Annotated in this window: 14 protein-coding genes; 2 read left to right on the top strand and 12 right to left on the bottom strand. The window is 77.2% G+C overall.

Annotation, left to right across the window (positions count from 1 at the left end):
* Positions 1–3: 3 nt before the first annotated feature.
* From O2W14_RS10545 to O2W14_RS10525, 5 genes are all read right to left on the bottom strand, one after another.
* Entirely contained in the window at positions 4–939 is a 936-nt protein-coding gene (locus O2W14_RS10545) for an alpha/beta fold hydrolase (protein ID WP_269176044.1), read from the bottom strand.
* Positions 940–1,033: 94 nt separating this feature from the next.
* Complete coding sequence (locus O2W14_RS10540; protein WP_269176043.1) at positions 1,034–1,870, bottom strand: biotin-dependent carboxyltransferase family protein; 837 nt, start codon at positions 1,868–1,870, stop codon at positions 1,034–1,036.
* Positions 1,867–2,481: a 5-oxoprolinase subunit B family protein gene (locus O2W14_RS10535; protein ID WP_269176042.1), complete on the bottom strand. Its 615-nt coding sequence runs from the start codon at positions 2,479–2,481 to the stop codon at positions 1,867–1,869. The genes O2W14_RS10540 and O2W14_RS10535 overlap by 4 nt, the downstream gene beginning before the upstream one ends.
* On the bottom strand, positions 2,481–3,236 hold the full coding sequence (locus tag O2W14_RS10530; RefSeq protein WP_269176041.1) for a LamB/YcsF family protein: 756 nt from the start codon (positions 3,234–3,236) through the stop codon (positions 2,481–2,483). The genes O2W14_RS10535 and O2W14_RS10530 overlap by 1 nt, the downstream gene beginning before the upstream one ends.
* 26 nt (positions 3,237–3,262) lie before the next feature.
* On the bottom strand, positions 3,263–4,504 hold the full coding sequence (locus O2W14_RS10525; RefSeq protein WP_269176040.1) for an NRAMP family divalent metal transporter: 1,242 nt from the start codon (positions 4,502–4,504) through the stop codon (positions 3,263–3,265).
* A 157-nt stretch (positions 4,505–4,661) separates the two neighbouring features.
* On the opposite strand from O2W14_RS10525, the gene O2W14_RS10520 reads away from it, so the two are divergent.
* A complete protein-coding gene (locus O2W14_RS10520; RefSeq protein WP_269176039.1) occupies positions 4,662–5,375 on the top strand; it encodes a GntR family transcriptional regulator in 714 nt (237 codons plus the stop codon).
* Positions 5,376–5,698: 323 nt separating this feature from the next.
* Here the strand turns inward: O2W14_RS10520 and O2W14_RS10515 are convergent, their stop codons facing one another.
* From O2W14_RS10515 to O2W14_RS10495, 5 genes are read right to left on the bottom strand one after another with little or no spacing between them, the layout of a single operon-like run.
* Positions 5,699–6,727: a hypothetical protein gene (locus tag O2W14_RS10515; protein WP_269176038.1), complete on the bottom strand. Its 1,029-nt coding sequence runs from the start codon at positions 6,725–6,727 to the stop codon at positions 5,699–5,701.
* Between the two features lie 52 nt (positions 6,728–6,779).
* Positions 6,780–7,802 carry a hypothetical protein gene (locus tag O2W14_RS10510; RefSeq protein WP_269176037.1) on the bottom strand — a complete coding sequence of 341 codons (1,023 nt, stop codon included), beginning with the start codon at positions 7,800–7,802 and terminating at the stop codon, positions 6,780–6,782.
* 27 nt (positions 7,803–7,829) lie between these two features.
* Positions 7,830–8,930 carry a hypothetical protein gene (locus O2W14_RS10505; RefSeq protein WP_269176036.1) on the bottom strand — a complete coding sequence of 367 codons (1,101 nt, stop codon included), beginning with the start codon at positions 8,928–8,930 and terminating at the stop codon, positions 7,830–7,832.
* Positions 8,927–9,961, bottom strand: coding sequence for a hypothetical protein (locus tag O2W14_RS10500; RefSeq protein WP_269176035.1), 1,035 nt, complete (start codon positions 9,959–9,961; stop codon positions 8,927–8,929). The genes O2W14_RS10505 and O2W14_RS10500 overlap by 4 nt, the downstream gene beginning before the upstream one ends.
* Positions 9,958–10,710 carry a hypothetical protein gene (locus O2W14_RS10495; RefSeq protein WP_269176034.1) on the bottom strand — a complete coding sequence of 251 codons (753 nt, stop codon included), beginning with the start codon at positions 10,708–10,710 and terminating at the stop codon, positions 9,958–9,960. The genes O2W14_RS10500 and O2W14_RS10495 overlap by 4 nt, the downstream gene beginning before the upstream one ends.
* 77 nt (positions 10,711–10,787) lie before the next feature.
* On the opposite strand from O2W14_RS10495, the gene O2W14_RS10490 reads away from it, so the two are divergent.
* Positions 10,788–11,561, top strand: coding sequence for a putative protein N(5)-glutamine methyltransferase (locus O2W14_RS10490; RefSeq protein WP_269176033.1), 774 nt, complete (start codon positions 10,788–10,790; stop codon positions 11,559–11,561).
* 153 nt (positions 11,562–11,714) lie between these two features.
* Here the strand turns inward: O2W14_RS10490 and O2W14_RS10485 are convergent, their stop codons facing one another.
* Entirely contained in the window at positions 11,715–12,533 is an 819-nt protein-coding gene (locus O2W14_RS10485) for an HpcH/HpaI aldolase/citrate lyase family protein (RefSeq protein WP_269176032.1), read from the bottom strand.
* An 84-nt stretch (positions 12,534–12,617) separates the two neighbouring features.
* Complete coding sequence (locus O2W14_RS10480) at positions 12,618–13,217, bottom strand: hypothetical protein (protein ID WP_269176031.1); 600 nt, start codon at positions 13,215–13,217, stop codon at positions 12,618–12,620.
* Positions 13,218–13,235: the final 18 nt, after the last annotated feature.

Raw genomic sequence — 13,235 nt, 5'->3', positions numbered from 1 at the left:
GCCTCAGCCCGGCTGCGGGGCCGCCAGCCAGTCGGTGATCCGTGCCGCGGTCCACTCCGGGTCCTCCAGCGAGAGCAGGTGACCGGCTCCCGCGCGGACGAGGAAGGGCCAATCCGGGCGGGTGGCCGCGAGCGCGGCGGCCCGGTCGGCGCGGGACAGCGGGTCGTCCGCGCCCTGCAGCCACAGGACCGGGACGTCGATGCCGGCCAGCGTCCGCCGCCAGGCGCCGGCGTGGCCCAGCAGCGCCATGGTGTCGACGATCCCGGCCCACTGCTGGGCCTGGGCGCCGGCGGCGTCCGACCGGCCGGCCCGCAGCCGGGTCTCGGCCACCGAGGCGGCGACGGCGTCGGCCGGCACGCGGTCGGCGTGCGGGGTGGCCCGGCGCAGCTGCTGGTCGACGACCTCCTCGGGGGTGAGCGCGGCCAGCCGGCGCCGCACCGCCCCGGCGACGCCGGGCAGCCGCAGCAGCGCCCGCCGCGCGAGCAGGGCGCGGTCCAGCCGGCCCCGCCCGCCGGGTACCGGCGGCGACAGCAGCACCAGCCGGTCGACGGTGCCCGGGTGCTCGGCGGTGTGCTGGAGCGCGAGCACCCCGCCCATCGAGTGACCGAGCAGCACCACCGGGGCCCCGGCCACCTCGGTCAGGAAGCGGTGCAGCACCCGGCGGTCGGCAGCCAGTCCTCGGCCCGGGTCCGGCAGCCCGCTGCCCCCGTGCCCGACGAGGTCGACGGCGAGCACCCGGTGCGTCGCGGCCAGCCGGGGGCCCAGCAGCCCCCAGTTCAGCGCCGAGCCGCCCAGGCCGTGGACGGCGACGAGCACCGGGGCACCGGCCGGGCCGCCGAGGTCGAGCCAGTGCACCGGGCCGTCGAGGTCGGTGACGGACGAGGTCGCCCCGGGCGGCCAGTCGGCGGGGCGGACGGTGACTGGGCCGGGGTGGGTCACGGCAGTGGTCTACCGGGCCGCCCTGCCGGCGTCCAGCCCCCTCGTGCCGGTGGGCCGGCACGAGGGCGTGGCCGCCGTCGGTGCCCGACGTCGGTCAGCCGGCGCGCAGCCGCAGGCCCTGGCCGGGGCGCAGCTGGGCGCACCGGTCGACGTCGGCGTCGGTCACGTAGCCGATCACCGGGTAGCCGCCGGTGACCGGGTGGTCGGCGAGGAAGAGCACCGGCGTGCCCGACGGCGGCACCTGCAGCGCGCCGCGGACCATGCCCTCGCTGGGCAGCTCGCCGGCGCGCAGCCGCTCCAGCGGGACGCCGTCCAGCCGCAGGCCGACCCGGTTGCTCTCGCTGGTGACCGTCCACCGCTGCCCGGTCAGCGCGGCCCAACCGGCCTCGCCGAACCAGTCCGCGCGCGGGCCGGGCAGCACCGTGACGGTCAGGTCGCCGGCGGCCGGGTCGGGTACCGCGGCGAGGTCGACCCCGGGCAGCGGCGCGGCCGGCGCACCGACCGGCAGCACGTCCCCGGCGGCGACGACGGCCGGACCCAGCCCGGCCAGGACGTCGGTGGCGCGCGAGCCCAGCACCGGCGGGACGGCGATCCCGCCGCGCACCGCGAGGTAGGTGCGCAGCCCCGCGGCGGGGGCGCCCAGCCGCAGCTCCGTACCGGCGCGCAGCAGGGTCGGGGCGTCGTGCGGGGAGCCGGGGCAGCGGGCGCCGGTGGTGACCACGAGCAGGTCGGCCTCGGCGCGGACGGCCAGCCCGCCGAGGGTCACCTCCAGCACCGCGGCGTCCGGTGGGTTGCCCACCAGCCGGTTGGCCAGCCGGGCCGAGGCGCGGTCGGCGACGCCGGAACGGCCGATGCCCAGCGCCGCCTGGCCGGGTCGCCCCTCGTCCTGCACGGTGGTCAGCGGGCCCGGGGCCAGCACGGTCAGGCTCATGCGCCCACCTCGACGAAGCGCACCCGGGTGCCCGGCCGCAGCAGCGCCGCCGGGTCGCGGGCCAGGTCGAAGACGGCGACGTCGGTGCGGCCGATGAGCTGCCAACCTCCGGGGGACTCCCGCGGGTAGACGCCGCTGAACTCCCCGGCCAGCGCCACCGAGCCCGGCGGCACCTTGGTCCGCGGGGTCGCCCGGCGCGGCACGTCCCACTGCGTGCCGGGCTGGACGAGGTAGCCGAACCCGGGCGCGAAGCCGCAGAAGGCCACGGTCCACGGTGCCCCGGTGTGCCGCTGGACCAGCTCCTCGGGCGTGAGCCCCAGCAGCCCGGCGGCGTCGGCGAGGTCGGCGCCGTCGTAGTGCACCGGCAGCTCGACGGCGTCCCCGGACCGCCGGTCGCCGGGGCGCGGGGTCGTCGTCCGCACCGCGGCGGCCACCGCGTCGAGGGTGGTGCGCGCCGGGTCGGTCACCAGCAGCACCGTGCGGCCGGCGGGCACGATGTCGACGACGCCCTCGGGTGGGGCGTCGGTCAGCGCGGCGTACAGCGCCAGCACGTCGTCCAGCCCGTCGACCTCGACCAGCAGCGCGGCGCTGCCGCTGGGCAGCAGGCGCATCAGGCGGGCGCGAACGGGGTCAGGGCGACCCCGGCCGCGGTCAGCGCCGCCCGCACCTGCCGGGCGATCCCCACCGCGCCCGGGGTGTCGCCGTGCACGCAGATCGACCCGGGCGTGAGCACCAGCTCGCCGCCCTCGACGTCCCGGACCGGCTCGCCGGCGGCCATGGCCACGCAGCGCGCGGCGATCTCCGCCGGGTCGTGCAACACCGCGCCGGGCAGCCGGCGGGACACCAGGGTGCCCTCGGGTGTGTAGGCGCGGTCGGCGAACGCCTCGTGCACCACGGTCAGCCCGGCCTCGGCGGCCAGCCTCAGCCAGGCCGAGCCCGGGAGCCCGAGCACCGGCAGCGTCGGGTCGAGCGCGACGACCGCGGCCACCACGGCGGCGGCCTGCTCCTCGTGGTGGACGATCGCGTTGTAGAGGGCGCCGTGCGGCTTGACGTAGCGCACCCGGTCGCCGGCGATCCGGGCGAAGGCCTGCAGCGCGCCGACCTGGTAGACCACGTCGGCGGTGAGCGCCTCGGGCTCCATGTCGATGAACCGGCGGCCGAAGCCGGGCAGGTCGCGGTAGCCCACCTGCGCGCCGATCGCGACGCCGGACTCCACGGCCTTGTCGCACACCCGCCGCATGATCGACGCGTCACTGGCGTGGAAGCCGCAGGCGACGTTGGCGCTGGTGACCACGCCGAGCAGCGCGTCGTCGTCGCCGAGGGTCCACTGGCCGAAGCCCTCGCCGAGGTCGCTGTTGAGGTCCATGACGCTCTCCTTGCCCGCTCGGCCGGTCAGCGGAACAGGTCGATGACCGGCTGGACCGACCGGACGGCCAGCACCAGCGTCAGCAGCCAGGCGACCCAGCCGACGACCAGCAGCCAGCGCGGGTAGCGGTAGCCGTTGAGCAGGTCGGCCCGCCGGGTCGCCACCCAGAGCAGGACGGCGATGCCGATGGGCAGCAGCAGCCCGTTGAACGCCCCGGCGAACACCAGCAGCGTGGTCGGCGCGGTGCCGATGAGCAGGTAGGCCGCGGTGGTGACCGCGATGAAGCCGACGACGAGCAGCGTGCGGGTGCGGTCGGAGGTCTGCGTCCGGGAGGTCACGAAGGACACCGAGGTGTAGCTGGCCCCGATGACGCTGGTGATCGCCGCGGCCCACAGCACGATGCCGAACACGCGCAGCCCGATCTCACCGGCGGCCTGCTGGAACGCCGAGGCGGCCTGGTTGGCCGGGTCGAGCGCGGCGCCGCCGCTGACGACGCCGAGGATGGCCAGGAAGAGCACGACCCGCATGACGGCGGTGAGCAGGATGCCGGTGACCGAGCCGCGGGTGATGTCCCGGACGTGGGCGGCGCCGGAGACGCCGGAGTCCAGCAGCCGGTGCGCGCCGGCGTAGACGATGTAGCCGCCGATCGTGCCGCCGACGAGCGTGGTGATCGCCAGCACGTCGACCTGCTCGGGCAGGACGACGTTCCTCAGCGCCTGCCCGACGGGGGGCCCGGAGGTGATCGCGATGTAGGTGGTCAGCGCGATCATCGCGATGCCCAGGACGACGACGATCCGGTCGACGGCCAGCCCGGCCTTCTTGCTCAGGAAGATGCCGATGGCGATCAGCGCCGACAGCGCGCCGCCGAGCTTGGGGTCCAGGCCGAGCATCGCGTCCAGGCCCAGCCCGGAGCCGGCGACGTTGCCGATGTTGAACACCAGCCCGCCGATCAGCAGGAAGCCGGCCATCACCCAGCCCATGCCCGGGAGGACCAGGTTGCCCAGCTCCTGGGCGCGGCGGCCGCTGACGCCGATCACCCGCCAGACGTTGAGCTGCAGCGCGATGTCGACCAGGATCGAGATGACGATCGCGAAGGCGAACGCCGCGCCCAGCCGCACGGTGAACGTGGTGGTCTGGGTGATGAAGCCCGGCCCGATCGCCGAGGTGGCCATCAGGAACATCGCGCCCAGCAGGGTCGACCGGGTGCTGGTCGCCAGTCGCCCGCCGGTCGGTGCCGCGCTGTCCGTGCCGTGCGCCTCGTGTGCCATGGGTGCTCCCCGGTCGGGTCGGTCGGTGCCGCGCGGGCGGCGTCCGTCGGGGCTGTGCCCCTTGCCGGGTGAACCTAGGGAGTTGTTGAACAATCCGACAAGGGGATGGCCGGACAATTAACTGCGACGACACACGCCGACCGGGCAGGATGGCCGCATGACCGACGCCGCGGACTCCGGCTGGTTGCGCACCGTCGCCCACGAGGTGCGCAGCTTCGACCGGTCCAGCACCGCCGAGCGGGTCGCCGAGCTGCTGCGCGCCCGGGTCATCGAGGGCGACCTGCCACCGGGCACCCGGCTGAGCGAGGAGCAGCTGGTCGAGGTGCTGCACGTCTCCCGGAACACCCTGCGTGAGGCGTTCCGGCTGCTCACCCACGAGGGCCTGCTGGTGCACCGGCTGCACCGCGGCGTCTTCGTCCCCGAGCTCGACGAGGACGACCTGGTCGACCTGTACCGGGCGCGGCGGGCCATCGAGTGCGGCGTCGTCGCGCGCCTGGAGGGCGCCGACGCCGTGCGGCTGCGGCCGCTGCACGACGCGGTCGCCGCCGCCGAGGACGCCGCCCGGCGCGGTGACTGGCCGGCCGTCGGGACGGCGAACATGCGCTTCCACCTCGCCCTGGTGGCGCTGGGCCGCAGCCGCCGGCTGGACGAGACGGCGGCGCGGCTGTTCGCCGAGCTGCGGCTGCTGTTCCAGACCGTGGCGGACCCGCGGCCGCTGCACGAGCCCTACGTCCAGCGCAACCGCGCCCTGCTGGACCTGCTGGCCGCCGGGGAGACCGCGCGGGCGGCCGAGCAGCTCGACGCCTACCTGCACGACTCGGAGTCCCAGCTGCGCACCGTCCACCGCGACTCGCCCCGGAGGGTTCCGTGACCACCACCGCGCCGGCTGCCGACCCCGCCGCCGCCCGCGCCCGCTCCCGTGCGGGTCGGGCCGTGCCCTCCTCGGGCTGGGCGCCCGGGTACCCGCGACCGACCTCGTCGTAGGTCGTGACCGGGCCTTGGACGTGCTGCTGTCCGGCCTGCGTGACGTCGACCGTTATCCCCAACTTGGCGCCGAGTCGGGCTGAAGGGAAGACCGCAGTGAGGGGAGGGGTGACGCCCGGCGGGCGTCGGCCGACCGTCCCGTCCCGGCCGAGGAGCCCGCCCGGACGCGGTCCACCAGCAGCCCTGAGCCCAGCGGCGGGCCCGGCGGGGTCAGCCCTGCCGGACGTCCTCGGCGCAGCGGTCGAAGACCGCGGCGTTCTGGGCACGCTCCGCGCTGCTGAGCTCGCTCCCGTCGGGTCCGGTGACCGGGCCGCCGGTCCAGCTGAGGTCCCGGCCCGAGGGCGCCACGGTCACCCGGAAGCCCTGCGGCGTCAGGCAGTCCCGCAGCCGCAGCCAGTAGGCGGCGTCCGGGTCCGGGTGCAGCGGCACCCCGCGCAGTGGCATGTGGAGCGTCCGCGGCGCCCCGGCGGCCACCACCCGGCCGTCCCGGTAGGCGATCGCGATGGCGGCGGACTCGACCAGCGGGGTGCTCACCTCCCCGAGCGACACCCCGTCCACCACGGGCAGCTCGGCGTAGGACCGGACCAGCCGGCCCGCGGCGTCGCGGTCCTGGCCGGGGGAGTACTCGACCCGGTCGCCGGGCATCCCGACCACCACCAGCGGCCCGGTCGCGGCACCGGCGTCCTGCAGGGCGATCGGCACGTCGGGCCTGGCCTCCCCGGTGCCCAGCCACAACGTCAGCCGCCCGGGCGGGGAGCCGGTGCGGCCGGCGAACCAGGCGGTCCGCAGCTCGTCGCCGACCCGGCCCATGACCAGCGCCCAGCGGTGCCCGCCGGGGACGTCGCCGGCGAAGAGCACCCGGCGGGTGTCGGCCGGCGGCGACAGCACGCCCAGCGCCGCGTTCGGCGGGCTGGCCCACTCGATGGCCTGCACCCCGGCGACGAACGCCGCGTCCCCGGCCAGCGACCCGCGGGTGGGGACGTCGTAGAGCGAGGGGCCGGTGTACCCGGTCACCACCTCGGTGGTGACGACGGGCGGCGGCGGGTGCGCCGGGCGCCCGGGCACGACGGCCAGGACGACGGCGAGGGCGACCGTGGCCGCACCGGCGACCTGCGCGGCACGGCCCCGGCGGCGCCGGCTGCGCAGGGCCAGGACGTGCGCGGCGGTGTCACCGCGGGAGGGCGCGTGCCGGGCGAGCCGGGTCAGCCGGTCCTGCAGGTCCTGCTCGACGTCGGTCATCCGGCCCCCTCTCCGGCTCCCAGGATGCCCGGTCCCCGGGGGCGCGGCGGCCTCACTCCGGGACGGCGCCGAGGAAGCAGTCCTCGCTCGTCCGGTCGCGGTCGGCCTGCTCGGCGCTGGAGAGGTCGCCGGTCCGCGGGTCCTCGTAGTACACCCCCGCGCTCGGCGGTGCCGCCTCGACGGTGAAGCCGTTCGCGACGAGGCACTCGGCGACCGCGGCCCGGTCGGGGGGACTCGTGGGGAACTGGGTCCTGGCCCACGGCGGGGTGCCGGTCGTCAGGAGGAGGTCCACCGAGGTGCGCGCCCCGTCCCGGCGCACGTGCAGCTCCGGGGACGTGCCGGGGCCGTAGGCGACCGGTCCGCGCACGAGGCCCAGGGGCACGCCGTCGACCTCGGGCAGGGTCACCACGTCGCGGACCAGGCTGCCGTCGGGGGCCCGGTCGAGGGTGGCGGAGTACTCGGCGGTCACCCCGGGGTCGGTGAGCACCACGAGCGGCCCGGTGTCCGCGGAGACGTCCATCAGCGCCACCGGGTCGGCGGCCGAGACCTGCACCGGCCCGAAGGCCTCGGTCAGGTCCGCCGGTGCGGCCCCGCTCGGCCCGGCGAACCAGTTCAGCACCCACTGGGACCCGTTGCCGGCCATCACCACGGCCCAGCGGTGCCCACCCGGGACGTCGGCGGCGTAGACGACCCGGCGGGTGGCGGGGTCGAAGGGGCGGGAGTACCCACTGCCGCTGGGCGGCGCCGACCAGGGCAGCGCCGCCAGCTCGGCCACGAGCGCGGGGTCACCGGCGAGCGACCCACGCGGGGGCTGGTCGTACACCGCCGGTGGCGGGGGACCGGTCCGGGTGGCGGGGGCGGCCTGGACGGCGGGGACCGGGTCCGGCCGGGCGAGCGTCGCCGTGGTGCCCAGCACCAGGACAGCGACGGCGGCCGCGAGCCAGCACAGGGCGCGCAGCCGGCGGGAGCGGGCCACGTCCAGGACGCGGTCGAGGGTGCCGGCGTCCTCCGGGGAGCGGGCCTGGCGGGCCAGCCGGGTGAGCCGGGCGCGCACGTCCTGCTCGGCGTCGGTCACCCGGGCTCCCGACGCAGCGGGCGCCGCTCACCCACCGCTGGCTGCGTTCTGGCAGTCCGCGGTCGCCTTCTCCCGCACCGCCTGCTCGGTGCTGCTGCGCTCGACCGTCGTCGGGTCGCTCCAGCCGTACTCGCTCTCGCCCGGACCGACGGTCACGTCGTAGCCGAGCGCGGTCAGGCAGGGCACCAGCACCGCCATGTCCGGTGGACCGGCGGCCTCCCCGTACCAGCTCTCCCACGGCGCGGCCCCGACGTAGCGGAAGTCCCCGCCCGGGGACCAGCCGTCCCCGGGGGTCCGGTCGTCGTCCGTGGAGCGGTCCTCCCCGGTGGACCGGCGGAGTGCGCCGGCGCCCCAGACGACCGGCCTGGGCACGACCCCCAGGGGCACGCCGTCGACCACCGGGAGCGGCTGGAACTCGCGGACGAGGCTGCCGTCGGGCGCCCGGTCGAGGCTGGGCGAGTACTCGTAGCCGATGCCGGGGTCGCCGAACACCACGAGCGGCACAGCCTCGGTGGAGGCGTCCATGAGCGCCAGCGGCTCGGTGGGGGACCAGCTGCTGGGGTAGGACGCCTCGGTCATGCCCGCCGGGTCGGCGCCGGCCGGCCCGGTGAACCAGTTCACCGCCCACGACTGGTGCGACCGCGCCATGACCACGGCCCACCGGTGACCGCCGGGGACGTCGGCGGCGTACAGCACCCGGCGGGTGTCCGGCTCGACCTCCGCCGCGACGCCGTTCTCGAGGTCCATCGCCGGTGACCAGGGCAGCGCGGCGACCCCGGCCAGGAACTCCGGGTCGCCGGCCAGCGACCCGCGCGGCGGCTGCTCGTAGACCTCCGGCGGTGGCGCGGGCGGCCGGGAGGACGGGGCGGCCGGCCGGGTGGCGGACGGCGTGGCCGAGGCGTCGGCCGGGGCCGCCTGGACGGTGGGGGCCGCGTCCGGCCGGGCGAGCGTCGCGGTGGTGCCCAGCACCAGCACGGCGACGGCGGCCGCGACCCCGCGCTGGGTGCGCAGCCGGCGGGAGCGCGCCACGTCCAGGACGCGGTCGACGGTGCTGCCGCCGTCCGGGGGGTGGGCCTGCCGGGCCAGCCGGGTCAGCCGGGCGCCCACGTCCTGCCCGACGTCGGTCACGGGCGGCTGGCCTGGACGTGGCAGTCGGCCGCCGACTTCTCCCGCGCCGCGCTCTCGGCGCTGCTCTCCCCCTCGGTCAGGGTCATGCCGTAGCTCAGGTCCTGCTCGCCCGGGCCGTCGTCGACGTCGAACCCGAGCCCGGTCAGGCAGGCCGCCAGCACCGCCTCGTCGGGTGGGCCGTCGAGGGACCCGTACCAGGTCATCCACTCCGGGGACCCGGTGTAGAGCACCTCCAGCACCTGGTTCCGCGCCGTGTCGCGCAGCACGTACGCCTCGCCGGCGTCCCAGGTGACCGGCGTCGTCACCATGCCGAGCAGGGCGCCGTCCACCACCGGGAGCGGGTCGAAGTCGCGGACCAGGCGGCCGTCGGGGGCGCGGTCGAGGCTGGGGGAGTACTCGGCGGCGGCGCCCGGCTCGGCGAGCACCAGGAGCGGGCCGCGGGGGGCCGAGGCGTCCATCAGCGCCAGCGGCCCGCGGCCGGACCACGGGACCGCGGGGTGGGCCTCGGTCAGCTCGGTGGGCGCGGCGCCGCGTGGTCCGGAGAACCAGGTGACCGCCCACTGGTGGCGCCAGCGCGCCATCACCAGCGCCCAGCGGTGCCCGCCCGGGACGTCGGCGGCGTAGACGACCCGGCGGGTGTCCAGCTCGATCTCCGGGGCCCCGCCCGTGGCGGGGTCCAGCGGCGTCGACCAGGGCAGCACCGCCGCCTGCGCGAGGAACGCCTCGTCGTCGGCGAGCGACCCGCGCGGCGGCTGCTCGTAGACCTCCGGCGGCGTGGGGGCCGTCCGGGTGGCGGTCGGTGCGGCCGCCGCCACCGGGGTGACGTCCGGCCGGGCGAGGGTCGCCGCGGCGCCCAGGACGACGACGGCCACGCCGGCGGCGACCCAGCGCACCACGCGCTGCTGCCGGTGCCGGCCCACCTCGAGGACCCGGCCGGCGGTGTCCGCCGTCCCGTCGACCGGAGCGGTGGGCACCCGGGCCGCGAGCTGCCGCAGCCGCGCCGCGACCTCGGGGGCCTCGGGGCCGGTCACGACGGCCGCCGGTAGATGGCCCACGGGTCGCCGCCGTCGTCCGCCGGCGCGGCCCCGGCCGGGGCGGTGACCGGTGCCGGGGCTGGCACCGGTCCCGGAGGTGCCGGGACGCCCGGACGGCGGAAGACGGCGTCCAGGTCACCGGTCGGCTGCGGTGCGGCCGTCCAGGCGCCGGCCGGTGCCGGTGCCGGTGCCGCAGCCGGTGCGGCGGCCTGAGCCGGTTCGGGCTCGGCGTCGAGCAGGCCGCCCAGCGTCTCGACGGCGGCGTCGAGGGCGTCGGCCACCTCCTGCGGCGAGCGGCCCAGCAGCGTGGCCACCGACTCCTCGTCCTGGCCCTCGACCAGCCGGAGGACGACGACCACCCGGGCCGTCGGCTCGAGGTCGGCCAGTGCCGTCAGCCAGCGCCGGTCGCCGGGATCGAGCTGGTCACCGCCGTGCAGGTCGCCGTCCGGACCGTCGTACAGCCCGTCGTGCAGGCCGTCGTCCGGGCCGGACAGGGTGCCGATCGAGCCGCCGGACGCCGGCAGCCGGGTGCGGCCGAGCACCGCCGCGACGAGGGCCGCGCGGGTGTCCTCCAGCGCCTCGGCGGGGGAGTCGAGGCGGCGCCAGCGACGGTGGGTGCGGGCGAGTGCGGCCACCACCAGGTCGTCGGCCTGCCCCGGGTCGCCGGTCAGCAGCAGTGCGGTGCCGCGCAGCTGCTGCTCGCAGTCGGCGACGAAGGCCGTGAAGTCGTCGGTCCGCCGGTCCATCCCCGTCCTCCCGCTGTCGTCGCCGCACTGTAGGGGTCCGGAACGGTTCCGCGAGGAAGGCGGCACACTCGGCGGCGATGAGTCCACCCGATCCGGTCGTCGTCGCCCGGCTGCGCGCCGCCGGGTGCGTGTTCGCCGAGGACGAGGCCGGGCTGCTGCTGGCCGCCGCACCGAGCGCCGCCGTGCTCGACGGGTGGGTCGCGCGGCGGGTCGCCGGGGAGCCGCTGGAGCAGGTGCTCGGGTGGGCGGAGTTCTGCGGTCAGCGGTTCGCCGTCGAGCCCGGCGTCTTCGTGCCGCGGCGGCGCACCGAGCTGCTGGTGCGCTCGGCGGTGCAGCTGGCCCGGCCCGGCGCCGTCGTCCTGGACCTGTGCTGCGGCGTCGGCGCGGTCGGGGCGGCGATCGCCACCGCGCTGGGGCGCGTCGAGCTGCACGCCGCGGACGTCGACCCGGCCGCGGTCCGCTGCGCCCGGCGCAACCTGGCCGGGCGGGGCGCGGTGCACGAGGGCGACCTGTTCGCGCCGCTGCCCGCCGCGCTCGCCGGCCGCGTCGACGTGCTGGTGGTCAACGCGCCCTACGTGCCGACCGGCGCGATCGCGCTGATGCCCCCCGAGGCCCGCGACCACGAGGCGCGGACGGCGCTGGACGGCGGCGCCGACGGGCTCGACGTCCACCGCCGGGTCGCCGCGGGGGCCCGGCGCTGGCTGGCGCCCGGCGGGTCGCTGCTGATCGAGACCAGCCGCCGGCAGGCGCCGGGGACGCAGGACCTGGTCGCCGCCGCCGGTCTCACCGCGCGGGTGGTCACCGACGACGACCTCGACGGCACCGCCGTGATCGGCCGACTCGACCCCTGACACCGACGACGGCCCGCTCCCACCAGGGGAACGGGCCGTCGTACGGCTTCTCTGCGGAGCCTGCCGCGAGCGTGCGAGCGGTGGGTCAGGCCTCGTCCCGAGGCTCGCCGTGAGCTTGCGAGTGGTGAGGAGGACGAGGTCCTTCGACCTTCGTCAGGAGGGCTGGACGCCGAACGCCGTGGCGAGCTTCTCGATCTTGCGGGCGCGGCCGAGGCGGGGCAGGTCGCTGCCGTCGCGGATGACCTGGCCGCGGGCGTCGAAGTCGGCCAGGAAGTCCCGGGCCCAGGCGACGTCGGAGGGCGCCGGGCTGATGACCTCGTTGATGACCGGCAGCTGGTCGAGCTGGAGGCACAGCTTGCCGGTGAGGCCCAGGGAGACCGTCAGCGCCGACTGCTCGCGCAGGATCGGGTGGCTGGTGCCGACCGTGGGGCCGTCGATCGGCCCGGGCAGGCCACCGACCCGGCTGGCGACGACCAGGCGGGAGCGGGGGTAGGCCATCGCCAGGTCGTCGGCGCTGGTGCCGGTGTCGCGGCGGTAGTCACCGCTGCCGAAGGCGAGCCGGAAGGCGCCGCGGGCGCGGGCGATGTTCACCGCCTCCTCGATGCCGAGGGCGGACTCGACCAGGGCCAGCACCGGGGTGCCGCCGCCGAGCCGGTCGTAGGTCTCGGTGACGTGCTCGGCGGCCTCGGTCTTGGCGAGCATCACGCCGGCCAGGCCGGGCAGGCCCTTGAGCGCGTCGACGTCCCCGGACCAGAACTCGGTCGACCGGTCGTTGATCCGCACCCACGCGCGCTTGTCGCCGCTGGCCAGGTACTCGGCGACCTCGGCGCGGGCGGCGGGCTTGCGCGCCGGGTCCACCGCGTCCTCGATGTCGAGCACGATCTGGTCGGCCCGCGACGCGTGCGCGTCGTCGAAGAGCTCGGTGCGGGCGCCGTTGACCAGCAGCCAGGAACGAGCGATACCGGGGTCCACGCTTCTGCCTCTGTGCACGCGGCCATTGTGTCGGGCGACACCGCGCGCGTCTCCCCGGGGGTGTGCGGCGCGTGTCGCGACGGCTCAGGCGGCGCTGCGCCCGAGCCGGTCGAGCAGGCCCAGGTGCCAGTCGACGTCGACGCGGCGGCCGATGTGCCCGCGCGGGCGGACCAGGTCGAAGCGCACCAGCTCCGGGTCGCGGCCCGGGCGTCGCGAGTCCGACCACAGCAGGGCGAGGTTGTCGCGGCGGGACGGGTCGCCGGGGACGGCGTCCAGGGGCAGCTGCAGGTGCAGCTGGGCGGTGGGCTGCTGGGCGTAGTACTCGCGCAGGCCCTGCGTGTCGGCGGCCGGCAGCTCGCCGTCCTCGGAGTGCCACACCCGCAGCACCTCGGTGGGCGTGCGCAGGATCAGCCCGCTCATCGGCAGGCCCAGGTTGTCGTTGCTCGGCTCGAGCAGCTCCAGCTGGGTGCCGAAGGGGTCGTCGGCGTGCTCGGCGTAGGGACGCAGCCGCTCCATCGCCTCGCGGCGGACCAGCTGGTGGTCCAGGTGCCGGTCGGCGGAGGCCAGCCAGCCGTGCTCGGCGTGGATGGCCCGGCTGACGGCGAGGCCGCGCAGGAGGGCGTCGCGCACCTCGACCAGCAGGGGGTGCAGCCGCCGGACGACGGCGTCGGAGGGGTGGTCCACGCGCTGAGTCTGCCCGGC

Source organism: Modestobacter sp. VKM Ac-2986, assembly GCF_026967795.1.
Lineage (GTDB): Bacteria > Actinomycetota > Actinomycetes > Mycobacteriales > Geodermatophilaceae > Modestobacter.
The sequence above is the reverse complement of the archived record's forward strand: the minus strand, read 5'-3'. Positions and strand labels throughout refer to the sequence as shown.

What these genes read in the sequence shown, in the direction of transcription:
- O2W14_RS10540 (WP_269176043.1), bottom strand. Translation starts at nt 1,870, where the DNA reads ATGAGCCTGACCGTGCTGGCCCCGGGCCCGCTGACCACCGTGCAGGAC.
- O2W14_RS10535 (WP_269176042.1), bottom strand. Translation starts at nt 2,481, where the DNA reads ATGCGCCTGCTGCCCAGCGGCAGCGCCGCGCTGCTGGTCGAGGTCGAC.
- O2W14_RS10530 (WP_269176041.1), bottom strand. Translation starts at nt 3,236, where the DNA reads ATGGACCTCAACAGCGACCTCGGCGAGGGCTTCGGCCAGTGGACCCTC.
- O2W14_RS10525 (WP_269176040.1), bottom strand. Translation starts at nt 4,504, where the DNA reads ATGGCACACGAGGCGCACGGCACGGACAGCGCGGCACCGACCGGCGGG.
- O2W14_RS10520 (WP_269176039.1), top strand. Translation starts at nt 4,662, where the DNA reads ATGACCGACGCCGCGGACTCCGGCTGGTTGCGCACCGTCGCCCACGAG.
- O2W14_RS10515 (WP_269176038.1), bottom strand. Translation starts at nt 6,727, where the DNA reads ATGACCGACGTCGAGCAGGACCTGCAGGACCGGCTGACCCGGCTCGCC.
- O2W14_RS10495 (WP_269176034.1), bottom strand. Translation starts at nt 10,710, where the DNA reads ATGGACCGGCGGACCGACGACTTCACGGCCTTCGTCGCCGACTGCGAG.
- O2W14_RS10490 (WP_269176033.1), top strand. Translation starts at nt 10,788, where the DNA reads ATGAGTCCACCCGATCCGGTCGTCGTCGCCCGGCTGCGCGCCGCCGGG.